16 protein-coding genes are annotated in these 25,239 nt (G+C 67.8%); 13 read left to right on the forward strand and 3 right to left on the reverse strand.

Annotated features, from left to right (window positions below):
* The first annotated feature begins 14 nt into the window (after positions 1-14).
* Positions 15-983 carry an LLM class flavin-dependent oxidoreductase gene (locus tag METUNV1_RS04750; protein ID WP_008059381.1) on the forward strand — a complete coding sequence of 323 codons (969 nt, stop codon included), beginning with the start codon at positions 15-17 and terminating at the stop codon, positions 981-983.
* Positions 984-985: 2 nt separating this feature from the next.
* Complete coding sequence (locus tag METUNV1_RS04755; protein WP_008059383.1) at positions 986-2,176, forward strand: LLM class flavin-dependent oxidoreductase; 1,191 nt, start codon at positions 986-988, stop codon at positions 2,174-2,176.
* 306 nt (positions 2,177-2,482) lie between these two features.
* Here METUNV1_RS04755 and METUNV1_RS04760 read toward each other — a convergent pair whose 3' ends face one another.
* Positions 2,483-3,736, reverse strand: a complete 1,254-nt coding sequence (locus tag METUNV1_RS04760) for an acyl-CoA dehydrogenase family protein (protein ID WP_008059388.1) — start codon at positions 3,734-3,736, stop codon at positions 2,483-2,485.
* Positions 3,737-3,815: 79 nt separating this feature from the next.
* Positions 3,816-6,056: a TonB-dependent receptor gene (locus METUNV1_RS04765; protein WP_008059389.1), complete on the reverse strand. Its 2,241-nt coding sequence runs from the start codon at positions 6,054-6,056 to the stop codon at positions 3,816-3,818.
* 380 nt (positions 6,057-6,436) lie between these two features.
* On the opposite strand from METUNV1_RS04765, the gene METUNV1_RS04770 reads away from it, so the two are divergent.
* The gene (locus METUNV1_RS04770) at positions 6,437-7,633 is read left to right on the forward strand and encodes an LLM class flavin-dependent oxidoreductase (RefSeq protein WP_008059391.1); all 1,197 of its coding nucleotides are present in this window, start codon (positions 6,437-6,439) and stop codon (positions 7,631-7,633) included.
* A gap of 178 nt (positions 7,634-7,811) precedes the next feature.
* Here the strand turns inward: METUNV1_RS04770 and METUNV1_RS04775 are convergent, their stop codons facing one another.
* Positions 7,812-7,967: a hypothetical protein gene (locus METUNV1_RS04775; protein WP_157257860.1), complete on the reverse strand. Its 156-nt coding sequence runs from the start codon at positions 7,965-7,967 to the stop codon at positions 7,812-7,814.
* Between METUNV1_RS04775 and METUNV1_RS04780 the strand changes: the two genes are divergently transcribed.
* From METUNV1_RS04780 to METUNV1_RS04825, 10 genes are all read left to right on the forward strand, one after another.
* A complete protein-coding gene (locus tag METUNV1_RS04780; RefSeq protein ID WP_008059392.1) occupies positions 7,966-10,602 on the forward strand; it encodes a TonB-dependent receptor in 2,637 nt (878 codons plus the stop codon). The two genes, METUNV1_RS04775 and METUNV1_RS04780, sit on opposite strands and share 2 nt — an antisense overlap.
* Before the next feature lie 24 nt (positions 10,603-10,626).
* Entirely contained in the window at positions 10,627-11,823 is a 1,197-nt protein-coding gene (locus METUNV1_RS04785) for an LLM class flavin-dependent oxidoreductase (RefSeq protein WP_008059393.1), read from the forward strand.
* Between the two features lie 13 nt (positions 11,824-11,836).
* Positions 11,837-13,414 carry an ABC transporter substrate-binding protein gene (locus METUNV1_RS04790; RefSeq protein WP_008059394.1) on the forward strand — a complete coding sequence of 526 codons (1,578 nt, stop codon included), beginning with the start codon at positions 11,837-11,839 and terminating at the stop codon, positions 13,412-13,414.
* Positions 13,411-14,973, forward strand: coding sequence for an ABC transporter substrate-binding protein (locus METUNV1_RS04795; protein ID WP_008059403.1), 1,563 nt, complete (start codon positions 13,411-13,413; stop codon positions 14,971-14,973). The genes METUNV1_RS04790 and METUNV1_RS04795 overlap by 4 nt, the downstream gene beginning before the upstream one ends.
* A 704-nt stretch (positions 14,974-15,677) precedes the next feature.
* A complete protein-coding gene (locus METUNV1_RS04800; protein ID WP_008059405.1) occupies positions 15,678-17,228 on the forward strand; it encodes an ABC transporter substrate-binding protein in 1,551 nt (516 codons plus the stop codon).
* Positions 17,225-18,346: an ABC transporter permease gene (locus tag METUNV1_RS04805; protein ID WP_008059411.1), complete on the forward strand. Its 1,122-nt coding sequence runs from the start codon at positions 17,225-17,227 to the stop codon at positions 18,344-18,346. The genes METUNV1_RS04800 and METUNV1_RS04805 overlap by 4 nt, the downstream gene beginning before the upstream one ends.
* A complete protein-coding gene (locus METUNV1_RS04810; RefSeq protein WP_008059412.1) occupies positions 18,343-19,185 on the forward strand; it encodes an ABC transporter permease in 843 nt (280 codons plus the stop codon). Before METUNV1_RS04805 ends, METUNV1_RS04810 begins: the two co-directional genes overlap by 4 nt.
* Positions 19,182-21,122 (forward strand): dipeptide ABC transporter ATP-binding protein, encoded by a 1,941-nt coding sequence (locus METUNV1_RS04815; RefSeq protein WP_008059413.1) that lies wholly within the window; start codon positions 19,182-19,184, stop codon positions 21,120-21,122. Before METUNV1_RS04810 ends, METUNV1_RS04815 begins: the two co-directional genes overlap by 4 nt.
* A 157-nt stretch (positions 21,123-21,279) precedes the next feature.
* A complete protein-coding gene (locus tag METUNV1_RS04820; RefSeq protein ID WP_008059414.1) occupies positions 21,280-23,760 on the forward strand; it encodes a TonB-dependent receptor plug domain-containing protein in 2,481 nt (826 codons plus the stop codon).
* Between the two features lie 78 nt (positions 23,761-23,838).
* Complete coding sequence (locus METUNV1_RS04825) at positions 23,839-25,185, forward strand: metal-dependent hydrolase family protein (RefSeq protein ID WP_008059415.1); 1,347 nt, start codon at positions 23,839-23,841, stop codon at positions 25,183-25,185.
* Positions 25,186-25,239: the final 54 nt, after the last annotated feature.

Raw genomic sequence — 25,239 nt, forward strand, 5'->3', positions numbered from 1 at the left:
CCGAGGAGTTTCCGATGTCGCCTACTTTCTACTGGCGCCTGCCCGGCGCGGACGATGCGCGCAACCGCGCCTTCGACGCGCTGGCGGCCGGCAACGCGCCGCGCCTGCCTGCGGCCAACGACCTGCGGCATGGCCGCTACGGCAGTTTCGATCACGTGGTTCAGGTGGCGCGCGCCGCCGAACTGGTGGCCTTTGACGGTCTGGTCGCCAGTGACGACCCGGAAGGCGACGCCGCCCTCATCGTGCTCGGTGCGCTGGCGCGCGAGGTGCGCAGGCTGAAACTGGTCGCCACCTTCAGCCCCGGTGCCGGCTCTGCGGTGTATGCGGCGAAGAAGGCGGTGAGCTTCCAGCGCTACAGCGGCAACCGCTTCGGCTGGGCGCTCGAATCGTCGGACGATGCGGCGCGCCGGCGCCGGCTCGGCGATTTCGTCGGCAGCGGCGACCTCGGCGCACGGCTCGAGGATTTCGTCACCGTGGCGCGTGGCGTGATCGAGTCCGCGCACTTCAGTCACGACGGTCCTTTCTTCTCGGTGCTGGAGGGCGGCTTCCAGGGGCCGCTGTCCGGCCGTCCCTTTCCCGAACTGACGCTGGCCGGCGATGGCGCCGAAGCCATCGAGCGTTCGGCGCGGCTGGCCGACGTGCACGCCTTCACGCTGGGCGAGGCGCTGAGCGAGCGCATCGCGCTGCTGCGCGAGGCCGCGCTTCGCGCGGGCCGCTCGCCGCAGGTGGCGCTGCGCGCCCGCATCGTGTCGCACGACGACGGCGCGCGTGCCCGGCTGGAAGCCGAGCGCGCAGGTCTGGCCCATGCGCCGGACCTGCTGGTCGGCAGCTACGACGAACTGGCCGCGCGCATCGTCGCGCTGCACCGGCAGGGCGTCGATCGTTTCGAACTGTCCTCACCGCGTTCGCTCGACGAGGTGTATCGCGTCGGCGAACACCTTCTGCCGCGCGTGCGGCAACTGCTCGGCAGGAAGGCCGCCTGATCATGACCCACGCTTCATCCACCGCACAGACCATCGATTTCTTCTGGCGCCTGCCCACGCATGGCGACATCAGCACCGTGCGCAGGCCGCAGTCGACCCGCGGCGACTGGTGGCCGCTGCGCGACGGCAATCAGGCGCCGGGCCTGCTGTACGGCGAACCGGATGGCAGCAGCTACATCGACCACCTGGCACAGATCGCAAAGGCGGCCGAAATTTCCGGCTTCCAGGGCGGCCTCATTCCGTCCTTCCCGATGACTGATGACCCCTGGGTGATCGCCGCCCACCTCGCGCGCGAAACGAAAACCTTCCGCTTCATGCTGGCTTTCCAGCCGGGCTTCCTGAATCCGGTCGAGGCGGCGCGCATGTCCGCCACGCTGCAGCGCGTGAGCGGCGACCGCATGCTGTTCAACATCATCACCGGCGGTGGCGGCCCGGCCCAGCTGTGGTGGGGTGACCGCTTTTCGCACGACGACCGCTACGGCCGCACCACCGAGTTCCTCGACATCTTCAAGGGGGTCTGGAAGGGTGACGGCCCCTTCGATTACGACGGCCGCTTCTACCAGGTGGAGCAGGGCAGGCTGCCGCAGGCGCTGGCGTCCACCGGGTTGCCGGAAATCTATTTCTCCGGCTCTTCGGATGCCGCGCTGGCTTCGGCGTCGAAGCACGCCGATTTCTATCTGTCCTGGCTGGAACCTTTCGATCAGGTGGCCGAGAAGTTCGCCCGGGTGAAGGCGCGCACTGCGGCGCTGGGCCGGCGCATCCGGTGCGCGATCCGCGTCGACATCATCGCGCGGCCGACCGAAGAGGAAGCGTGGGCCGACGTGAAGGCCGGCTTCGAATCGCTCGGCCCGGAACGCCGAGATGCCTTCCGCCAGAGCGGTGGCGACTCGGTGGGCGTCAGCCGTCAGGCGGGCTACCGCCCGGCTGACGCGCAGCGCTACGAGGACCTCATCATCGCCCCCAATCTGTGGGCCGGCTTCAGCCTGCTGCGCGGCGGCCCGGCCATCGGCATCGTCGGGTCCTACGAACAGGCGGCACAGAAACTGGACGAACTGATCGCACTGGGCGCCGACGGCTTCATCCTCGCCGGCACGCCGCATCTGGAAGAGGCCTACCGGATCGGCGAGGAAGTGCTGCCGCTGGTCACCGGCAAGGGGCGCATCGAGCGCGCCGGCCTGCGCGCGGTGGGCTGAGCCGTCAGGGCAGGCAGCGAGGCCCTTTCCGCGCCGTCTGCCCACCACCGGGCGGCTCCCGGCGCTTGCGGCGCGGGTGTCGGCGGACACCGCCCTCCATGCGGCGTAAAGTGATCCGGATGCACACGGCGTACCGGTCGCAAGTCGCCGTGCTGCGTGCCTGCCCATGGGGCTGCGGCGGGACGCCGCCTGAACAGGGCGTTCGCGCTCGCGGACGGTGCTCGTTCTGCATCCACCTGCTGAGGCCGTTGTGAACGACAGAAGGCCGGGGCAGGGCCCCGGCCTTCATGGCTGCAGCCAGCCGGATCAGACGCCCTGGCGAGCCTGGGTGATCTGGTTGTATTCGCCCGGATCGACACCGTTCAGATAGAAATTGCCGACGTGCTGCAGGCGCCAGCGTATCGGGTCGTGCGTGGTGTGCACGCGTGCGTTGCGCCAGAAGCGGTCGAGGTTCCACTTTTCCAGCGAGCTGCTGGCGCCGAGCAGCGAGAACAGGTCACTGCCGATCGCAAGCGACGCCTCGTCCGATTTCGCGCGCGCGGTAGCCACCGCGAGGATGAGTTCGGTCGCGAGGTCATGATCGTCCGGTGCGGCGCGGTGCTGGTCGAACACGTCGGCCGCATAGCGCAGCGTGGCTTCGGCGGCGCGCACCGCGACCGCGTACTGACCGATGCGATTGATGATGAGCGGTTCGTCGGTCGGACGCTCGACACCGCTTTCCACCCAGGCGCGGGCGTGCGTGTTCAGATAGTCGATGGCGGCGGCCAGTGCGCCTGACGCGATGCCGGTGTCGATGGCCGCGTGCAGGATCTGCGGGAAGGTGAGGCCGGTGCGCGGGAAGGGACCCTTGCCGCGCGGCGTCTGGATGGACGGGTCGACCTCGACGTTGTCGAACAGCACCGTGCCGCTGACCGAGTGGCGCTGGCCGTAGGCGTGCCAGTCGTCGAGCGCGGTGACGCCCGGCGCGTGACGCGACACCAGCGCGCCACCCGGCGTGCCGTCGGCGCCGCGGGCCGAAACCGAAATCCAGTCTGCGAGGTAGGAACCGGTGGCGTAGAACTTTGCGCCATTGAGGCGCAGCGTGCCGTCGGCGTCGGTCTCGAGGCGGGTCTTCTGGTCGAACTTGTTCTTGCCGCCCACCTCCGCCAGCGCATTGCCCAGCCGCTTGCCGGCCAGCAGTTCGCGCGAGAAGAAGGCGCGCACGTCTTCGGATTCGGCATTGACCAGTCCGCGCGCCATCACGTGATGGATCTGCAGGATCTGGCCCACGCCGCCATCGGCGGCGGAAATGATGCGCACGGTGTCGACAATGGTCTTGACCGATGCACCCAGGCCGCCATATTCCGGGCGCACCGATATGCCGGTGAGGCCGGAGGTGGACAGCAGCTCGGCCTGGCGTACCGGCAGCTGCTTCTCGCTGGCCGGGTCGCGCGCCAGTTCGGCGATGATGGCAGCAGCGGCGTGGGCGGCGCGTATGGCCTCCTCTTCGCTGCGGATGATGGTGACGGCGCGTGCGGGATCGGCAGCGGCCGGTGCCCTGATTTCGGAAACGTGGCTCATCGCATGTCCTGTCGTATGGGGGAAGGAAAAATGCGGACAGCCGCAGGGCTGTCCGCGTCAGCGGGGATGGACTGTCCGCTCAGAACACCGTGGTCACGGTCAGGCCGACGGTGCGCGGCGAGCCGTAGGTGTGGATGAAACGACCGGAACCGTTCGGGCCGTTCGGTCGGCCGTGGTTCTGGTACAGCTCGTCGGTGATGTTGTCGACATAGCCGGTGACGCGCAGCTTCTTGTTCGGCGTGATATAGCTCAGGCGCGCGTTGAACAGGCTGAAGCCCTCCTGGGTGAGGTCCGGGTACTGGTTGATGCTCTGGCGATCGACCAGGAAGAACTCGCGGCTGCGGTAGTTGGCATCGGCGGCGGCCACGATCTGGCTGCCGTCACCGAGGCCGAAGGTGTATTCGGCACCGACCGCTGCCGTGAGCTTGGGCGAACGCACGAAGGCGTTGCCGGTGTTCACGCCGAAGTCGGTGTACTCGGTTTCGAGCAGGCCCAGGCTGCCGCGCAGCACCAGCGCGTCGACCGGGCGGGCCAGCAGTTCGAGTTCCGCGCCTTCGACCTTGCCCTTTGCGCCGTTGGTGAGCGCGGTCACCACACCCGGCCCGAACGGGTTCTGCGTCAGCAGGTTTACCTGGATGTCCGAGTAGTCGTAGCGGAACACATTGGCGTTGGCGAACAGGCGGCCGTTCAGCCATTCGGTCTTGACGCCGATCTCGTAGGCGTCGAGGTATTCCGGCTTCACCGTGGTGGCGGTGTTCAGGTTGCCGCCGATGCCGGTGTTGAAGCCACCGGAGCGGAAGCCGCGGGCGTAGCGGAAGAAGGTGAGGATCTTGTCGGTCACGCGGTACTCCGGCGTGATGTCGAAGGTCCACTCGCTCCAGCTGTCTTCCGGATGGCGCGAGCCATTGGCGGTCGCCGCGCCCGAAAGCACGGGCGTGATCAGCGCGTTGGCGCGCCACCACGGGTTCGAATTGAAGCCGGCGGCGGTCTGGTAGGTCAGCAGGCCGATGTCCAGCTTCTTCTTTTCATGCGTCCAGCGCAGGCCGGCGGTGGTGGAGAACTTTTCGGTGAAGTCGTAGGTGACGTTGCCGAACAGCGCGAAGCTGCGGGTGTCGTGCTCGATGCTGGTCTGCTGGAAGCGCGGCGTGCCGGTGGTGAGGTTGGCGGTGACCGCGACCGAATCGATGTCTTCCTGGAAGTAGTGGGCGCCGACGATCCAGCGCAGCAGTTCTTCCTTCGGCGACGCGAGCCGGAACTCCTGCGACACCTGGTCGTAGCGCGTGTTGCCATAGCTGCGCTGGTCGGTCTGGCCGGCGGTCGAGGGCAGGTTGTCGGCGTCGCTGAAGGTCTTGTTCTTGATGTTGTCGAAGGCGGTGATTGAGGTGAACTGATAGCCGCCGAAGCGGTAGTTCAGCGTGGCCGATGCGCCGTCGTGCTCGAGCTCGCTGGTGCTCGGGAAGTTCGCTTCCAGGATGCGGCCGGACGGGCGCACATAGCCGGCGGCATAGGTGCCGACCGGCAGCGAGCCGGTGTTGCCGTCGCCGTCGTAGGTGCGCGAATGCAGCTTCACCAGTGCGTCGAAGTCGCTGTTCGGCCTGAACAGGAACTGAAGCCGGTAAGCGCGCTTGTCCACGTCGCCCACGGTCTCGCCGAGCAGTGGATTGCGGGTGAAGCCGTCGCGCTGTTCGTCGTAGAAGGAGGCGCGGATGGCCAGCGTGTCGCTCACCACGCCATTCACCGCGCCTTCGATCGTGCGCAGCTTCTTGGTGCCGGCGCCCAGCGTCAGATAGCCGCCGTTCTCGAACACCGGCTTGTTGGACAGGATGTTCACCGCGCCGGCGGTGGTGTTCTTCCCGTACAGCGTGCCCTGCGGGCCGCGCAGCACCTCGATGCGGTTCAGGTCGAACAGCGCCACGCCACCGGCGATCGGCGCATTCAGATAGACGTCGTCGGCGTAGATGCCGGTCGGGTAGACCGTGGACACGCCGGTGTCGCCGGTGCCCAGACCGCGGATGTACCAGCGCGGGCGGGTGTCGCCGTCGGCCTTCTGGGCGGCCGCGTTCGGCACGAACTTGATCGCGTCACCCAGGAAGGTGTCGCCGTTGCCACCGAGGTCCTGGCCCTTGATGACCGACAGCGCGGCCGGCACTTCCTGTGCCGACTGTTCGCGGCGCTGGGCGGTCACCACCAGTTTCTGCAGCGCCGGTTCGGCGCTGTCGTCCTTTGCGGCGGCAGAGGCGTTCGCGTCGGCGCTCTGTGCCTGCGCGAACAGCGGGAAGGCGAGCATGAGCAGCGCCGAAAGTTGTGTACGTCTGTGCATGGGGAGCTTCTTCCTGTCTTGAAATGTCTGGCCCGCGTCGTCATCGCCGGGTGGTCCCGGTGCGCGCGCAGGTCGCCCGCCTGCCTTGCATGTCGCGTGCCATGCGGAAAACACGTCGGCATGCGCGTTTCGGGTACTTCGGTGCGCAGTGGTGCGCACCGGCTGCGCGCGCTCGGTGGAAATTTCGGCAGCCCTGTCGGCTTGGGCGCAGCGCGACGGGTGCCGTCGTGCGCGACCGAGGTCGACGGTCCGGCGCCGGCCGGTCATTTGCGCCGATGCCGTGCGCAGCCGGCGTCGGCACAAGGCGGATGGCATGAATGCTGCTGAAGTAGGCGTTCCCGATTCATCAAGCACACGGCACAGAAAAGGACCGTCCACTCATGTCGATCAAGCTGCTCTGGTATCTCACCGCACCCGATGGCCCTTACCCCTGGGATCCGAAAGGCCGCTGGAAAACCGATTTCCGCCATCTCGAACAGCTCGCGGTCACCATCGACCGCCTCGGCTATTACGGCGCGTTGCTGGGCACCAGCGCCAATGAAAGCCTGGTGGTCGCTTCCGCCCTCATTTCGGCGACCGAGCGCATGCGCTTCCTCGTCGCCCAGCATCCGGGCGAACTGTCGCCGGCGGTGCTGGCCAAGTACGCGCAGACCTTCGACGCGTTCTCCAACGGGCGCCTGCTGTTCAACGTGATCAACGGCAACGATGCCGGGCTGGCTGCGCTGGGCGTGCATTACCCGCACGACGAGCGCTACGACTTCAGCCGCGAATACTGGGACGCCTTCCGGCGTGTCTATGCCGGCGACACCAGCGGTTACGACGGCAAGTTCGTGAAGCTGGCACCGCGCAGCAGTGGCCCGAGCCCGATGGGTACCTGGAACCCGCCGACCCAGCTGCCGGGCATACCGCTGTGGGGCGCAGGCACGTCGCCTGCCGGTGTCGCTCACTCGGTCGAACTGCTGGATGTCTATCTGAGCTTTGCCAACACGCCGCCGCTGCTGGGCGACAAGTTCCGCCGCGTCGGCGCCGAGGCGGCAAAGATCGGCCGCACGCTGGAATATGGCACCCGCCTGCAGGTGATCGTGCGGGAAACCGAGGAGGAGGCCTGGGCGCAGGCCGAGTGGTTCCTGAGCAAGTCCTCGGTCGAGCACGCACGCCGTTCCGCCGAGCGCCAGCTGCCGCCGGGCGTGACGCTCGAGAACTACAGAAGCGACAACCCCATCATCCAGAAGAACGTCGACACCCTGCTGTCAGGCCGCCTGCCCAGTGCGAAGGACCTGGAAATCTATCCGAACGTGTGGGTGGGGCCGGCCTGGTTCGGTTTCGACATTCTCGGTCCGGCATCCGGCACCACGCTGGTCGGCAGTGCCGAAAACGTCGCCGCCCGCCTGCGCGAATACGAGGCGCAGGGCACCAACGCCTTCATCCTGTCCGGCTGGCCGCTGATCGACGAGGCGCACCGGGTCGCCGACCTGCTGTTCCCGCTGCTCGATCTCGATCATGGCTTCGATGTGCCTTCGCTCGGGGTACAGGCGAAGCCGCGTCTGGCCCCGCCGCCGAAAGCTGCGGCCGCCTGATTGCAGGTCACTCCGCGATGACGGCGTCCGGTGCATGCATCGGGCGCCGTTTTTCTTTCTGGCGCCGTCGGTGATCGCCGGACAAGGGTGCCGATTTCACGACAGCGCGCTGCGACCGGGTGTGCGCAGCGGGCCGGTCCGCTGCCGAATACGCCGCAGGGTTTGATGGCTGCAGACATCAAATTCCTTGTCCGGAGCGGGTTTCCGGGGTGGCACGCCTTCTGCTGAACAGGGTCGGGTCCTGTTCCGGCAGGAAAAGCGAATACGCCGCCGCCAGAGCGGTGTGTCCAACGGTCCGCGCTGTGCGGACATTGAAGGAAAGACGTCCGATCATGAAGAATTCCAGACAGATTCCCGTGCGCATCAAGCCCTTGCCGGCGCTGATCGCCTCGTTCGCATTCGCGTCGTCGGCTGCCGTGGTGCACGCGGCCGATGCGGTGCCCGCCGCACCGTCGTCCGAAGCGGTGCAGGACAGCGATCTGCCCACGGTCACCGTCAAGGGTGCGGCCGGTGACCGCAAGACCGCGGTGCTGCCCACCCGCCCGCAGGGCGCGATCTACGGCACCGAAGGCGCGGTGGTCGACACCCCGCGCTCGGTGTCGCAGATCAACGCCGAACAGCTGGGCAGCGACCCGATCCGCACCGCCGACGATCTGGTGAAGTACGCGCCGGGCATCACCCGCGGCGGCGGCCAGAACGTGTCGATCGCGCCGCAGATCCGAGGCCAGAACACCGAGGTGTTCCAGGACGGCCAGCGCGGCTACAACGTGCGCCACCCGACCAATTTCAACGCCTATGAAGGCGCGGACATCGTGGCCGGTTCGTCATCGGTGGTGTTCGGGCCGAGCAGCTCCAGCGGCGGCTACATCAATTACCTGAGCAAACTGCCCAGCTTCGAAAAGCCGCTCACCACGGTCAGCGGCCTGTTCGGCGCGTGGGCGCCGCGCGGCGAATCGTGGAAGCAGGCCCGTCTCACCTTCGATACCACGGCGCCGATCAACGACACGACCGCCTATCGCGTGAGCATCACCGGCCAGCGTGCCGACGACTACTTCGACAACGTCAAGAACAACTTCAACGCCTTCTACGGCGCGCTGGCCTTCAAGCCGCGCAACGACCTGCGCATCGACTGGAACGCGAGCTACGACGATTACTACGACTTCAACGTCACTCACGGCTGGAACCGTGTGACCCAGCAGCTGGTGGACAGCGGCGGCAAGCAGTACGCGGCCGGCCGCGCCACGCCGCTGATCCGCATCGGTGGCACCGTCTATTCGCCGGTCTACAACACCGCAGGCGTCGCCGGCTGGCAGACCCGCACCCGCAACGCCCAGGGCCAGTACATCGCCAACCCGGCGCTGGTCGCGCGGCCGGGCGGGGCCGGCACGGTGGTGGGCTGGGTGTATGACCCGAATGCGCCCGGCAACCGGCTGGCTGCCATTTCGCCGGCCCAGTCCGGCCGCGAGGAGGACAAGAACACCGCCACCCGGCTCACGTCGCAGCTGCGGGTGGCGTGGGATCTGTCGCCGAAATGGTCTCTGCGCAACAGCACTTTCTACGAGCGCTCGGCGGACACCGGCGATTCGGTCGGGTCTTTCCTGTCTCAGTTCGACGACAAGATTTTCGAGAACCGGCTGGAGCTGCGCGGCAAGCATGCCTTCGATCTGGGCGGCATCAAGCTCACCAACGACAGCAACACCGGTGTCACCTACCGGCGCGAGAGCTACCAGACGCTGGCCGCCAACAACAGTTTCAACATCAATCCGTATGACCTGACGCTGGACCCCAGCCTGAAGACGCCGGGCGGCCTGTACGGCCTGCCGCTGCAGAGCGGCGCGTCCGGCTCGTGGATCGGCACCACCGCGGCGCGGTCCGCCGGCAACCCGGCCACGCTGGTGGTGAATTCGCCTTACTTCGGCCTGCTCAACATTCCGGCCATGTTCCCGGCCGGCAACGGGCTGTACGCCGAAATCGGCGGTACGCCGGGCGCGAGCTACACCTCCGAGGGCCGCTGGACCACCGCCAGCTTCTTCACCCAGCACAACCTGCTGTTCAACGAACGCTTCGGCCTGAACATCGGCGGCAACGCGAGCTTCATCGACGCACGCATCCGCAACCCGCTGGGTCCGGACCGTTCGGATTCCGAGGGCTTCTACCTGCCCAGCTATCAGGCCAGCGTGTATTACAAGCCCACGGTCGACAGTTCGGTGTATTTCACGCTGGACCGCTCGACCGCGCTGAATACCGGCGGCTTCGCCAACGTGCTGACCTGGGGCGGCCTGTCCGTTGCCGGCGACTACCGCAACAAGCTCAATCCGCTGGCCTTCGAGAGCAAGAGCGAACTGAAGGAGCTGGGGGTGAAGGCCGACCTCATTCCGAACAAGCTGTTCGCGTCGCTGGCCGGCTTCTACCAGACCCGCGACACCTCGCCGGACACCAACGGCAACATGCACCAGCTCAAGGTGCGCGGCGTGGAGTCGGCCATCCGCTTCCAGCCTGACCGCCACATCAGTTCCGGCCTGAACCTGACCTGGATCGATGCCTGGTACACCTCCATCATCCCGGCCGGCTTCTCGCCCTTCGGCTTCTATGCCGACAACGCCACCGTGTGGGGCGACAGCAACCGGCTGAACGGCCGCACCGCCGGCCGCTACGACGCCGCCGGCATTCCGGCCTATTCGCTGACCGGCTTCGTCGACTACCGCTTCGACAACGGCTTCGGCGTCGAGGTGGTGGCGTGGTGGACCAGCAAGTGGGCGACCAATCTGAGCAAGACCGTCACCGTGCCGGACCAGTACAACGTCGATGTGTCGCTGTACTACCGCGCGCCGAAGTGGAATGCCGCGCTGCGCTTCCTGAACGTGACCGACCAGCTGAACTTCTCCAACGGCCTGGCCGGTTCCACCACCGAATTCCTGCAGCCGACGCGCCCGTTCAGCGTGCTGGCGCAGTTCTCCTATTCGCTGTAAGCCGCTTTCGACGAGGACATCGACATGGGCATCAAGATTCTCTGGTATCTGACCGCACCCGACGGCACCGTGCCGTGGGAGCCGCATGGCCGCTGGGCCACCGGTCACGATCATCTGGTCCAGCTGGCGCAGGCCATCGACAAGCTGGGCTACTACGGCGCACTGCTGGCCACCGGCGGCGACGAGGTGAATGTGCTGGCGTCGTCGGTACTTACCGCGACCAAGCGGATGAAGTTCGTGGCCGCCATTTACCCGGGCCTGATCCAGCCCTTCAAGTTGGCGCAGATCGCGCAGACCATCCAGCGCTTTTCCGGCGGCCGCCTGATCTACAACGCGGTCAATGGCAACGACCGCATGCTGCCGGCGCAGGGCGTGCATTACCCGCACGACGAACGCTACGACTACAGCTGGGAATACTGGGACGCCTTCCGCCAGCAATACGCCGGCAGCAGCGCCGGTTACGACGGCAAGTACATCAAGATCGCGCCGCGCCCCAATGTCGCGGCCGGCAGCACGCGCGGCGGTCCGGCGCAGGCCAGTCAGGGCCACTTCCCGATCTGGGGCGCCGGCACTTCGCCGGCCGGCGTGGCGCATTCGGTCAAGCTGCTCGACCTCTACCTGAGCTTCGCCGACACGCCGCAGCGCCTGGGAGACAAGTTCCGCCGCGTCGGCGCCGAGGCGGCCAAGCTGGGCCGCACGCTGGAATTCGGCACCCGGCTGCAGATCATCGTGCGCGAAACCGAGCAGGAGGCCTGGGATTACGCGCAGTACCTGGTCGATAACACCTCGGTCGAGTACGCGATCCAGTCGATCGAACGCCAGCTGCCGCCGGGCGAAACACTGGAGAGCTACCGGAGCGACAACCCGCAGGTGCAGAAGAATCTGGAGGCCATCAAGGCCGGCCGCCTGCCGCCGGCGCGCGACTACGAAATCTATCCGAACATCTGGACTGGTCCGGCGCTGCACGGCTTCAACGTGCTTGGTCCGCTGTCCGGCACCACGCTGGTGGGCAGCGCGGAAAACGTCGCTGCGCGCATCCGCGAGTTCCAGGCGCAGGGTGTGGGCGCTTTCATCCTGTCCGGCTGGCCGCTGATCGAGGAGGCGCACCGGGTGGCCGACCTGCTGTTCCCGCTGCTCGATCTCGATCACGGCTTCGAGGTGCCGGTGCTCAATCCGTCCCGCCGTCGCGACGTGACCGCGTCGCTGCGCAGCGCTGCCTGAGCCGGAGGCCGTCATGTCCGATCGCATGGACCGCCGACGTTTCCTGCTCACCGGCACCGCAGCGTTGGGTGCGTCGCTGCTGGCGGGCTGCGGCCGCGACGACAGACCGGCTTCGCGACCGGATGTCGCGTCAGCGCCCGGTGATGCCACGCCGCGTCGCGGCGGCCGGCTGCGCCTGGGCATCATCGACGGCGACCAGGCCGGCAATCTCGATGTGCACAAGCCGGCAGGCACCGGCAGCGTCATCCGCGGTTTTGCGCTGTATTCCAAGCTGTGGGAATGGACGCCGGACATGACGCCGACGCTGGCGCTGGCCGAAGAGGCCGAAGTCAGCCCGGACGCCACGCACTGGACGCTGCGGCTCAGGCCCGGACTGGAGTTTCACCACGGCAAGACCATTTCGGCCGATGACGTGGTGTTTTCCATCCTGCGGCTGACCGACCCGGAACTGGCGTCGCCCTATGCCGGGCTGGTGTCGGCCGTCGACCGCAGCCGGGTGGTGAAGCTGGACGACCGCACGGTGCGGGTGCATTTCAAGGAAGGGCGCGGCTTCGTGCCGCTGCCGGACACCTGGGTCAATTTCGGCGGCATCGTGCCGACCGACTACCACCCGGTCACCAATCCGGTGGGTGCCGGCCCGTACCGGCTGAAGGAATTCCTGCCCGGGCGGCGCTCGCTGTTCGTGCGTTTCGACAACTACTTCAAGCCGGGCCAGCCCTACGCCGACGAAATCGAAATCATCGATTTCAAGGACCAGACCTCGCGCCTGGCCGCGCTGCAGAACGGCCAGATCGATCTCGCCAACGCGATCTCGCCCGAGCACGTGCCGCTGCTCGAACGCGACCCGCGCGCCTCGGTGCTGGTGTCGGAAACCTATGGCTGGCAGTCCTTCGACATGAATCTGTCGAAACCGCCCTTTGACGACATCCGGGTGCGCCAGGCCTTCCGGCTGCTGGCCGACCGCGAGGATCTGGTGAAGCGCGCACTGAACGGGCAGGGCCGCATCGCCAACGACCTGTATTCACCGCAGGACCCGGCGTTCAACCACGACATTCCGCAGCGCCGGCAGGACCTCGAGCAGGCACGTGCGCTGCTGAAGGCGGCGGGGCAGGAGAATCTGACGGTGGACCTGATCGCCAGCGCGGCCGGTACCAATGCCGCGCTGGTGTTCGCCGAACAGGCCCGCCGCGTCGGCGTCACGCTGAACGTGAAGAAGGTGGATGCCGCCACTTTCGGCAGCCCGCAGCGGCTGCAGTGGCCGATCAGTACCGGCGGCACGCTGGGCCAGTCCTTCCTGTCGACCGCGCTGCACATCGATGCGCCGAGCGCGGTGTCGAACAAGACGCAGTTCTACGACGGCCGCTTCGGTGAACTGTTCGCCCAGGCGCTGGCACAGCCTGACCTCTCGCTTCGCCGCCCGCTCATCCACGAGGCGCAGCAGATCCAGCACGAACGGGGCGGCCTGCTGATCTGGGGCTTCGCCAACACGCTGGATGGCATTTCGCGTCGGGTCGGCGGGGCCGAAGCCGAACATTCGCACTTCCCGACCTGGCGGTTCGACAAGCTGTGGCTGCGTGGAGACGCCGCGTGAGTGCCAGCGGCGGACGGCGCGACTTCCTGCGGCAGGCCGCGGCGCTGGGTGCGGCCACGCTGCTGGCCGGCTGCGCGCCGGGCGGCGATCCGGCTGCCCCGGCGGTCGAAGGCGACGACAGGCCACGCCGCGGCGGTCGGCTGCGCCTGGGCATCATCGACGGCGACCAGGCCGGCAATCTCGATGCGCACAAGCCGGCGGGCATGGGCAGCATCATCCGAGGCTTCGCGCTGTACTCGAAGCTGTGGGAGTGGAGTGCCGACATGACGCCGGTGCTGGCGCTGGCCGAAGAGACCGAGGTGAGCGCGGACGCGACCACCTGGACGCTGCGGCTCAGGCCCGGTCTGGAGTTCCATCACGGCAAGACCATTTCCGCGGATGACCTGCTGTTTTCCATCCTGCGGCTCAGCGACCCGGCGCTCAATTCGCCCTACACCGCGCTGGTCGGCGCCATCGACCGCAGCCGGATCCACAAGCTCGACGCGCGCACGGTTCGTCTGCATACGAAGGAGGGGCGTGGCTTCGTGCTGCTGCCGGACACCTGGGTCAATTTCGGCGGCATCGTGCCGACCGACTATCACCCGGTCACCAATCCGGTCGGCGCGGGGCCTTACCGGCTGAAGGAATTCCTGCCCGGGCGCCGCTCGCTGTTCGTGCGCTTCGACAACTACTTCAAGGCGGGGCGGCCCTACGCCGACGAACTGGAAATCATCGATTTCAAGGATCAGACCGCGCGACTGGCGGCGCTGCAGAACGGCCAGATCGACATGGCGAACGCGATCGCGCCTGAACAGTCGCCGCTGATCACGCGCGATCCGCGGCTGTCGCTGCTGGTGTCCGAAACCCACGGCTGGCAGTCCTTCGACATGAATCTGTCGAAGCCACCGTTCGACGACGTCCGCGTGCGCGAGGCCTTCCGCCTGATCGCCGACCGCGAAGAGCTGGTGAAACGCGCGCTGAACGGGCAGGGCCGGGTGGCCAACGACCTGTATGCCCCGCAGGATCCGAACTACAACCGCGACATCCCGCAGCGCCCGCACGATGTCGAACGCGCCCGCGCGCTGCTGCGTGCCGCCGGCCACGAGGCGCTGTCGGTGGACCTGGTGACGGATGCGGTCGGCAACAACGCGGCGCTGGTATTCGCCGAACAGGCCCGCCGCGCCGGCGTTACCGTGAATCTGCGCAAGGTGGATGCCGCCACCTTCACCAGCCCGCAACGCAAGCTGTGGCAGATCAGCACCGGCTCGTCGCTCGGACGCTCCTGGCTGGCGACTGCCTTTTCGGTGGATTCGGGCCAGGCGGTGGCGAACAAGACCCAGTTCAGAGACGCGCGCTTCAACGCACTGTTCGACCAGGCCGTACAGCAGCCGGATGTCGAGGCCCGCCGGCCGCTGGTGCTCGAGGCGCAACGCATCCAGCACGAACGCGGCGGCCTGCTCATCTGGGGCTTCGCCAATACGCTGGACGCGCTGTCCACGCGGGTCGGTGGCGCCGAAGCCGAACATTCCCACTTTCCCACCTGGCGTTTCGACAAGCTCTGGCTGCGCGCCGGAGCCTGAAGGCGGCGCTCCCGCGACAGACGCACAGACGTCGCGTGGGTGTCGTGGGAGCGGCGCCCCCCGCCGCGATGAGGCCAGTGCCCGGCAACGCGCTTTCTTCACCGCCGATCGCGGCGAGGCGCCGCTCCCACGGGGCTGCGCTGAGCTCTCTGGCCGGCGCGAGCAAGCCGGCAAGCGCCTGATCGCAGGGCGGGTCTGCTGCTGCAACAGAGGCATACGCGTCGCAGGGGCATCGTGGGAGCGGCGCCCCCGCCGCGACGGAGCCTGTGTCCTGCAACGCCCTCCCTTCACAGCCGGATCGCGGCGAGGCGTCGCGCCCACAGGGCTGCGTGTCGCAATCACCACAGCCCGGCCTTAGCTGCGCACATCCGCTCAAACGGTTGTCGCAATCGCCGCTGCACCTGCCGCAGGGGGCGACTGCACGATGCCGTGTGCCTGACCCGGATGTGGCGATCGTGCAGAGGTGCATGGCGCGAATCGAAGTTGACCCATGTCAAAACAATCGCTTGCGTCACTTCCGCTCCCGCCGTCGCGCGCCTTTCCCGATCTGCGGGAAAGCAAATCTGCATAAGGATTTCTGTCGTCCGCCATGGCACGGCTCCTGCTAATCACGGCTAGTCGCCGTCTGCGCACGGGCTGCAGCGGCATCGATACACGGATTAGTACGGAAGGTTTCAATGAGTTTTCAAGCGCGGAGGTCATTCATGCGCGCCGGTCTCGCGGCCGGCGGTGGGCTGGTGCTGGGCGGGCTGCTGCCCGGCTGCTCCGACGGCGGCAAGGCGCCGGATGGCGCGGCGGTGCTCACCGACACGCCGCGGCGCGGCGGCACCGTGCGCTTCGGCGTGATCGAAGGTGGTCAGGCCGGCAATCTGGATGCGCACAAGCCGGTGGGCAGTGGCGCCTTCCGCGGCTGGGCGCTGTACGCCAAGCTGTGGGAGTGGGGCCTCGATGCCCGCCCCAAGCTCGCGCTGGCCGAAGAGACCGAGGTGAATGCCGATGCGACCGAATGGACCATACGGCTGCACAAGGGCCTCGAGTTCCACCACGGCAAGACCATCACCGCCGATGACGTCATCTTCTCGCTGCTGCGCCTGACCGATCCTCAGCTCGCGTCGCCGTATGCCGGCTATCTGTATTCGCTGCTGCGCAATGACGTGAAGAAGCTGGACGAGCGCACGGTGCGCATTCCGTTCGAGAAGGGCGCCGGCCTCGTGGCGCTGGCCGAATGCTGGATGAGCTGGGGTGGCATCGTGCCGACCGACTACGACCCGGTGAGCAATGTGGTCGGCGCCGGCCCTTACAAGCTCAAGAGCTTCACGCCCGGCCAGCGCTCGGTGTTCACCCGCTTCGACAATTACTTCAAGGCCGGCCAGCCGTATTTCGACCAGGTCGAGATTCTCGACTTCAGCGACCAGACCGGCCGCCTGCAGGCACTGCAGGCAAGGCAGATCGACATCGCGCCGAATCTGCCGTTCGAACAGCTGGCCTTCCTGCAGGCGGACCCCCGCTTCGAGGTGGTGGCGTCGGAAACCGATGTCTGGCATTCGTTCGACATGAATCTGGAGAAGGCGCCGTTCGACGATCCGCGCGTGCGCAAGGCCTTCCGCCTGATCGCCGACCGCGATGAACTGGTGGCGCGCGTGCTGCAGGGGCAAGGCAGGGTGGCGAACGACCTGTATTCGCCGAGCGACCCCGCCTTCAACCACGACATTCCGCAGCGCAGGCAGGATCTGGCCGAAGCGACGCGCCTGCTGAAGGAAGCCGGTCACGGCAACGGTCTGGACGTGGAGCTGGTGACCGCCGGCGGCGCCGGTGCAAACGCGGCGCTGGTGTTCGCGCAGCAGGCGAAGAAGGCCGGCGTGAACGTGACCGTGACCAAGGTCGACGGCTCCATCTTCACCGGCCCGAAACGCAACGACTGGACCTTCAGCACCGGCGGCAGCGTGTCCCGTCCCTTCCTGCTCACCGTGCAGCAGCACGACGGCCCGCGCGCGGTCGGCAACAAGACCCACTTCAAGGATCCGCGCTTCGCAGAACTGATCACGCAGGCGCTGGGCCAGCCGGATCTGGACAAGCGCCGCGCGCTGATCGGCGAGGCGCAGCGCATACAGCACGAAAGCGGCGGCATGCTGATCTGGGGCTATTCGAACGTGCTTGACGCGGTGTCGAAGGACATCGGCGGCGTCACGCCTGATCGCACCGGCTTCGCCGGCTGGCGCACCGACCGCATCTGGCGCCGGAGCCTCACCACATGAGCAGCGTTCCCTTGCATGCCGGCGCGCCGTCGCCGGCCAGCACCGGGCCGCTGGCCGCGCTGAAGGCGCTGCGCGGCCGGATGCCGGCCTGGCTGCCCTGGTTCGTCGGTCGCCTGCTGTCGGGCATCGGCGTGGTGCTGGTCATTTCATTCATCGTGTTCGGCGCCACCCAGGCGCTGCCCTCCGACCCGGCCCGCATCATCCTCGGGCCGGAGGCGCCGGAGCACACGGTGGATACGCTGCGCCGCCAGCTCGGGCTGGACCGGCCGCTGGCCCTACAGTACGTCGACTGGGCGCAGCAGGTGCTGTCCGGCAACCTCGGGCGCTCCATCGATTCCAACGTGCCGGTCGGCGAACTGATGGCCGGCCGCTTCGCCAATTCGCTGACGCTCACGCTGGCGGTGGCCGCGGTGGCCTTTCCGCTGGCGCTGGTGCTGGGCATTTTCATGGCGCTGCGGCGCGACAGCCTGGCCGACCGCGCGGTGCTGTCGTCGGTGGTGCTGTTCAAGGCGGTGCCCGGTTTCGTGATCGGCATCTGCCTGGTCATGATCTTCTCGACCTCGGTATTCAGCATTCTGCCGGCCGCCTCGCTGCTCGACCCGTCGCTGCCGGCCTGGCGCCAGCCGCAGTATCTGGTGCTGCCGACCGCGACGCTGGCGCTGTCGGTGGCCACCTATCTGCTGCGCTTGGTGCGCGCCTCGATGATCGAGGCGATGGATTCGGAATACGTCACCGCCGCCCGGCTGCGCGGCGTGCCGGAGCGCCGCATCATCTGGCGCCACGCGGTGCCGAACGCGCTCATTCCGGCGATCCAGGGCGTGGCCATGACTTTCCGCGTGCTGTTCGGCGGCGCGGTGCTGGCCGAAGTCATCTTCAGCTATCCCGGCATCGGCAACACGCTGAATGCGGCCATCGAAATGCGCGACCTGCCGCTGATCCAGGGCATCGTGCTGGTGATCACCGTCGGCGTGGTGGTGATCAATCTGGCCGCCGACCTCATTACCGTGCTGCTGACGCCGCGGCTGCGCACCGCCACCCGCATCCGCGCCCGTTCGCCCGGCCTGCGCAACGCGGCGTCGCTGTGGCGCACCGGCAAGAGCTGGCGGGTGTCGGTATGAGCGCACACGTCTCTTCGCTGCGCGCGGTGCTGTCCGCGCGGCAGGTGCGCTTCGGTCTGGTGCTCACGCTGGCGGTGGTGGGCTTCGCGCTGTTCGGCCCGCTGTTCGCGCCGCACGCGCCCACTGATCTGGTCGGCATCACCTACGGCCGGCCGACCGCCGGTGCGCCGCTGGGCTACGACTACATCGGCCATGACGTGTGGTCGAGGGTGCTGGCCGGTGGCGTGTCGGTGGTGTGGATGTCGCTCGCTTCCGCTGCCATCGCGCTGGCGGCGGGCACTGCGCTCGGCCTGCTGGCTGCCTTCGCGCGGCGCAGGGTGGACCAGGCCATCGTCTGGTTCACCGATGTGTTCATGGCTTTTCCCGACCTCATCCTGGTGCTGCTCATCGTGTCGATGCTCGGGCGCGACCACTGGATCATCGTGCTCACCGTGGCGGTGGCCTTCGCTCCGGGCGTGGTGCGGCTGTCGCGCGGCATCGCGCTCGGCGTGGTGAACCAGGAATTCGTTGAGGCGGCGGAAATGATGGGCTATCCGCGCAGCCGCATCCTGTTCCGCGAAATCCTGCCCAGCATCCTGACACCGCTGCTGGTGCATCTCGGAATCATGCTCACCTGGGCGGTCGGCATGCTGTCCGGCCTCGCCTTTCTCGGTTATGGCGTTGCACCGCCGGCCGCCGACTGGGGGCTGATGATCAACGAAAACCGCGCAGGGCTGCTGATACAGCCGGCCGCGGTATTCGGTCCGGTGCTGCTGATCGCGCTGTTCGCGCTCGGCACCAATCTGCTGGCCGAAGGCGTGGGCCGGGTCACTTCACGCATCGAGGAGAGAAGGTCGTGAGCGTCATCGCTGTGGACGGACACGCCTTCAGGCGGGTGGAATCCGGTGCGGTGCATGACGCCGCGCAGAACGAGGTGTTCGGCGAAGTCGCCGCGCAGTCCCGGCCCCGGCCCGAGCCGGCGGCGCCGCTGCTGAAGGTGCAGGGCCTGCGGGTGCAGCTGGCGGGCGGTGCCGACGTGGTGTCGGACGTCAGCTTCGAGGTAGCGGCCGGCCGCATCATCGGCCTGGTGGGCGAGTCCGGTTCCGGCAAGACCACGGTGGCTTCGGCGCTGCTGGGCCATGTACGCCACGGCGCGCGCATCGTCGAAGGCCGCATCGAGGTGGCCGGTACCGACCTGCTGTCGCTGGACGAGGACGCGCTGCGCACGGTGCGTGGCCGCGTGGTCGCCCATGTTGCGCAGGACCCGGCCACCACGCTGAACCCGCTGCTGCGCATCGGCACCCACATGCACGAGGTGCTGGAGGTGCACGCACCGGCGCTGGACCGCGCGGCGCGTGAAGCACGCATTCTCGACGTGTTTGCGGACGTCGGCCTGCCGGCCGAAGCCGCCTTTCTGAAACGCTTTCCGCACCAGCTGTCCGGCGGTCAGCAGCAGCGCGTGCTGCTGGCGCAGGCCTTCGTGCTGAAGCCGCGCCTCATCGTGCTGGACGAGCCGACCACCGCGCTCGACGTGAGCACCCAGGCGCGCGTGCTGGCGACCATACGCCGGCTGTGCAGCCAGCACGGCGTGGCAGCGGTCTATGTGTCGCACGATCTGGCGGTGGTGCGCGAACTCGTCGATGACGTGATCGTGCTGTACGCCGGGCGCATCGCCGAGGCGGCGCCGCTGGCCACGCTGTTCGACGCGCCGGCCCATCCCTACAGCCAGGGCCTGCTGGCGGCGATTCCGGACGTGGCCGAGCGGCGCGCGCTGCAGCCGATACCGGGGCAGGCCCCGGCACCGGGCACCCGGCCGGCCGGCTGCGCCTTCGCGCCGCGCTGCCCGCTGGCTGATGCGCGCTGCGGCAGTGAGCAGCCGGCGCTTTCGCACCTGCACGGCGGCCAGCAGGCGGCATGCCTGAAGCTGGAGGCCGGCCCGGCCTTCCGCATCGAGGCGGCCGCTTCGGCACGCCGCCCGGCCGCGGAGGCGGACGGCCCGCCGCTGCTCGAAGTCGCGCAGATCGACGCCTGGTACGGCAGCCGGCAGGTGCTGCACAACGTGGCGCTGCGCCTGGGTGCGGGCGAGTGCGTCGCGGTGGTGGGCGAATCCGGCTCCGGCAAGACCACGCTGGCACGCGCACTGGCCGGCCTCGGCGAGCACGCGGCGGGGAGCGTGCTCTACCGCGGCCAGAGCCTGTCGCTGCACGCCCGCGAACGCACGGCCGACGTGCGTCACCAGATCCAGTACATCTTCCAGAACCCCTACCGTGCGCTGAATCCGCGTCACCGTGTGGGCGAAACGCTGACTGCCGCGGTCCGTCACTTCTTCGGCGTGGATCGCGCCGAAGCGCGGCGGCGGGCGGAAGCGGTAATGGCCCGGGTGTCGCTGCAGCCGGGTCTGCTGGACGCCTATCCGCGCGAACTGTCGGGCGGCGAGCGCCAGCGGGTGGCGATCGCGCGAGCGCTGGTGTGCGAGCCGCAACTGCTCATCTGCGACGAAATCACCTCGGCGCTCGACGTATCGGTGCAGGCCACCATCCTTGCGCTGCTGCGCGAGCTGCAGGCGGGCGGTCTGTCCATTCTGTTCGTCACGCACGACCTTGGTGTCGTCCGCGCGCTGGCCGACCGCGTGGTGGTGCTGCGCGAAGGCCGCGTGGTCGAGCACGGCGCGGTCGATGACGTGCTCGACCATCCGTTCAACCGCTACACGAAACAGCTGGTGGAACACTCGCCCAGCCTGATCGATGCGGCGCACCGACCCCCGCGCGAGGACCGGGTGATCCGCTACTCGATCTGAACCTGCGCCCTCCCGGCGGGGAGGGCGCCCAACCCCGATCCGAAGTCCTGAATGGCTGCGCATTGCGTGCCAGGGAGGCGCTTCGCCCGACGCACTGCACACAGCCATGTCCGACCTCTTTTCACCCCAACCGATCGCAGAACAGAAAGGTATTCACATGATCGATCTTCCCCGCTTCAGGCTGGCACGCGTCAGTGCCCTCGTGGCCGGCGTACTCGCCTCGCTCGGCGGCCAGGCGATGGCCCAGGACAGCGGCACCGACGCCGCGTCCGCCGGCCCGCTGGACGCCGTGGTGGTGACCGGCACCCGTCGCAGCAACACCACCCAGCTGCAGTCGTCGGCCCCGGTCGATGTGCTGACCGGCAAGGATCTTGAGGCCACCGGCGCGGCCGACCTGTCGCGCGCGCTGATCAGCCTGTCGCCGTCGGCCAGCTTCCCGTCCACGCCCAACGGCTCCTTCGCCTCGTCCATTCCGGCGGGCGCCTCGCTGCGCGGACTGTCTTCCGATCAGGTGCTGGTGCTGATCAATGGCAAGCGCCGTCACGTCGGTGCCAACTTCACGCGGCAGGCGCTGGCCGGCGGCCGCGGCTCGGCGGCGGTGGATCTGAGCCTGATTCCGGTCGCGGCCATCGAGCGGGTGGAAATCCTGCGCGACGGCGCCGCCGCGCAGTACGGTTCGGACGCGATTGCCGGCGTCATCAACATCGTGCTCAAGGGGCGCGACAGCGGGGGTGCCATCGGTTACCGCTATGGCGAGTACGCCAACCGCAACGGCGGTGAACAGCACACGCTGAGTGGCTGGAAGGGCATTTCGCTGGCCAACGACGGCTTTCTGACGCTGAGCTTCGATGCCGGCGTGCGCGACTTCGCCAACAACACCAATCCGGACGAGCGCCTGGCGGCCAATCATCCGTACAAGGACTGGAAGTTCGGCGCGCCGCGGGTGAACGACCAGTTCAACCTGCTGGCGAACGCAGAGGTACCGGTGAATGCCGAACTGTCGCTGTACGCCTTTGCCACCGTGTCGCATCGCGAAAGCATTGGCGAGGGCTTCTATGAATCCAACACCACCAACAGCGCGCTGGTGCGCTCGGCGGCCTTCCAGTCGCGCTACCCCTTCGGGCGCATTCCGGTCACCGTGTACGAACTGGACGATGCCGCGCTGAACGTCGGCGCCCGCTTCGGCGACAAGGAGCTCGGCCGCTTCGACCTGCACGCCAACATCGGTCAGAACACCGTGAAGTCGGTGGACAAGAACGGCCTGAATCCGAGCTGGGGCCCGAATTCGCCCTCGACCTACGACACCGGCGAGCGCACCCATACCCAGGCCAATCTGGGCCTGGACTACGTGCGTGACCTGCCGGTGTCCGCCTTCGCCGGCCCGCTCACGCTGTCCGCCGGTCTGGCCTACCGCTGGGAGGAATACGACCTGACCGCAGGCGACCCGATCGCCTACACCCGCGGTCCGTTCTATCAGGTGGGTGCGCCCGGTGTCGCGGTGCCCGGCATCTACTCCGGCATCACCGACCAGGATGCGCGCACGATTTCGCGCAATGTGTGGGGCGGCTTCGTCGGCCTGGAAGCCAACGTGACCGAAAAGCTCAATCTCGGTCTGGCGCTGCGCAGCGAGCACTATTCGGACTTCGGCGGTACCACCACCGGCAAGGGTTCGGCCCGCTACGACTTCACGCCCGAATTCGCGGTGCGCTCGACCTACAGCACCGGCTATCGCGCACCGTCCATCGTGCAGCTGGGCTATTCGGCGTTCAGCGTGCAGACCGCCAACATCGGTGGCGTGTTCACCGACGTGCAGCAGCGCACGCTGCTGCCGGGCAGCCCGATTGCCGAACTGCTGGGCGGCAAGGCGCTGAAGCCGGAAGAGTCGGAAAACGTGTCGCTGGGCTTCGTGTGGCGGCCGACCGCGAATGCCTCGGCCACCTTCGACGCTTACCAGATCGACATCAGGAACCGGGTGCTGCTGTCGGAAAACCTGTCCACCACCACCATTCCGGCGCTCGGCCCCATCCTGGCGCCGTTCGGCATCAACAACGCCGCCTTCTTCACCAACGTGCTCGACACCCGCACCCGCGGTTTCGAACTGTCGGGCAAGTACCGGCTGGATCTGGTCAGCCGCGGGCGGCTCGATCTGAGTGCCGGTTTCGCCGCGGCGGACACCGAAATCACCAAGGCACGCAACGTGGTGACGCCGAACGGCACGGTCATTCCATCGGACCGCATCGTCGGCCGCAACACCCGCGGTCTGGTCGAGGACATCACGCCCAACACCAAGTTCACGCTGGGTGCGAACTGGCGCATCGCGCAATGGGAAGTGACCTCGGCCGCCCGCCGCTACGGCAAGTGGACCAACCGGGCCACCGACGCGCGCGACGACCAGACCTTCGATCCGCAGTGGCTGTTCGACCTGGACGTGGCCTACCACTTCAGCGGCCCGCTCAAGGGACTGAAGGCTTCGGTCGGCGCGATCAACCTGTTCGACAGCTACCCGGACAAGACACGCCGGCTGCTCAACAGCAGCGGCGCGCTGGCCAGTGTCGGCGGGGTGACCAAGTACAGCTTCAACGCGCCTGAGGGCGGTCTGGGCGCCTTCTACTACACCAGCCTGAACTACAGCTTCTGATGCGGGCAGGCCGCGCTTCAGGTGCGGCCCCGATCACCTGAATCCGGCCATGTTCGCGTGGCCGGACGGAGGACTTTCATGAAACGCCTTCTTGTCGCACTCGTTCTCGCCGGCGTGTTCGCATCTCCGGTGCAGGCCGCCGATGCGCCGGCCCGTACCGCCTACCGGGCGGCCAGGCTGCTCGATGTGGACAGTGGCCGCTACGTGGACGACCCGGTCATCCTGGTCGAAAGCGGCCGCATCGTCAGCGTGGGCAGCCGCGTCGCCGTGCCGGACGGCGTACCGGTGGTCGACTTCGGCGACGTCATCCTGCTGCCCGGGCTGATCGACGCCCATGTCCATCTGACCGGCGGCCCTGACGCGGCGGCGCGCTCCCAGTCGCGCAATGTGCTGTACGCCGCGCGCTCTGCGCAGAACAGCCTGTTCGCCGGCTTCACCACCTTGCGCAGCATGGGCGGGCCGGCCTATTCGGTCATTGCGCTGCGCGATGCGATCAACGACGGTGACATCGTCGGGCCGCGCATTCTCGACGCCGGCGCGCTGGTCGCGGTGACCGGTGGCCATTGTTCCGGGCCGCGCGTCTTCCGGCCTGAAATCGCGCCCACTGCCGAAGGCGTGGCCGACGGTCCGGACGAACTGCGCAGGACTACGCGCAAGCTGATCAAGTACGGCGCCGACTTCATCAAGGCCTGCATCACCGGCGGCTTCGTGTCCGGCACCAACCCGAACCAGGTGCAGTTCTCTGAGGAGGAAGTGCGCGCGGTGATCGATACCGCGCACGGCCTCGGCCGCAAGGTGGCCATCCACGCGCACGGCGTCGATGGCATACGGCTGGCCGCGCGGCTGGGCGCGGATTCGATCGAGCACGGCACGCTGATCGACGACGAAGGCATTGCGGCGGTGAAGAAGGGCAAGGTCTATATCGTGCCCACGGTGAAAGTGATGGCCAGTTCGGTCGAGAAGGCGAAGAAGGCCGGCGCCTCGGAAAGCACGCTGCTTGCGCTGGCGGCCGCCCGTGACGCGCAGAAGCGGAACCTTGCGAAGGCCTATGCCCAGGGCGTGGTGTTCGCCTTCGGCACCGACTTCACGCAGGACGGCAGCAATGCCACCGAGTTCTCCGCGCTGCTCGAGCTGGGGCTCACGCCCTTGCAGGCGGTGCAGACCGCCACCGTCCATGCCGCGCAGTTGCTCGGCCAGTCTGGGCGCATCGGCAGGGTGGCGCCCGGCCATTTCGCCGATTTCATCGCGGTCAGGGACGACCCGCTGCGCGACGTGCGCGCGCTGGAAAAGGTGGTGGTGGTCGTGAAGAACGGCGAGCTGGTGCGCAACGACCTGGCAGCGACGCCGCTGCTGCGCCGCGCGGCGCTGGCTGCGGTCGAGCAGGCGGCTGACCGGGAAGACCACGGCCACGTCCACGCGCACTGAATGTTCCGCAATCCGCTATCCCACCGGCGGCTGGGCCGCCGGTGTCTTACATCC

The organism is Methyloversatilis universalis FAM5, assembly GCF_000214035.2.
Classification (GTDB): Bacteria; Pseudomonadota; Gammaproteobacteria; order Burkholderiales; family Rhodocyclaceae; genus Methyloversatilis; species Methyloversatilis universalis.